Origin of the sequence: Candidatus Pelagibacter communis, assembly GCF_001180185.1 — a bacterium.
Taxonomy (GTDB): domain Bacteria; phylum Pseudomonadota; class Alphaproteobacteria; order Pelagibacterales; family Pelagibacteraceae; genus Pelagibacter; species Pelagibacter ubique_F.
Genome location: NZ_CVSS01000050.1, coordinates 1 through 537, shown reverse-complemented (window position 1 = coordinate 537; position 537 = coordinate 1). Strand labels below are relative to the sequence as shown.

The window sequence follows — 537 nt, the reverse complement described above, 5'->3', positions numbered from 1 at the left end:
AAAAAAATATAATCCACCTAATTATTTAGAATTTTATAAAAATGAAAAAAATATTGAAAAAGTTCAAGATATATTTAAAGAAGACTTTGAAAATTTTTCTTATGATTTTGAAAATTTTAAAAAATTTGAAAATAAAAAAATAAAAAAAACCTTTATAATTTATAATTTAATTAAAAGAAAAATTTTTAATTTACTAAATAAATAAATTTTATTTAACGTCTTAGTAACAACAAATATACTAACAATATTTTGCTTTTTAAAAGCTCAAAACAATAATATATATTTTTTTTAGGCTCATTTAATGTACCTAAATACTTTCTAAAAATTAATTTTTTAGAATTGTCTAAACCGGATCTAAGGTAAAATTTTTCAAAAAAATTTATTGTAAATCCCCATTTTTTTAAAAAAATTTTATTTCCTTTATTGCCCAAGTAAGTAAATAGTCTTTTATCTTTTTTACGTGTTGTGATTGATCCGAAATGGTAAGCGAGAGAAGAACCAATTCCTTTAAATATTCTTACATTATTTTTCCATAAT

Annotated in this window: 1 protein-coding gene and 1 pseudogene; one reads left to right on the top strand and one right to left on the bottom strand. The window is 18.1% G+C overall.

Going from position 1 to position 537, the window contains the following annotated elements; genetic code table 11:
- Positions 1-205 (top strand): hypothetical protein (locus AMN95_RS05660; protein WP_179850351.1); only part of this gene is annotated, 205 nt, incomplete at its 5' end.
- Between the two features lie 7 nt (positions 206-212).
- Here the strand turns inward: AMN95_RS05660 and AMN95_RS05670 are convergent.
- A pseudogene (locus AMN95_RS05670) lies at positions 213-537 on the bottom strand (hypothetical protein); the annotation flags it as partial.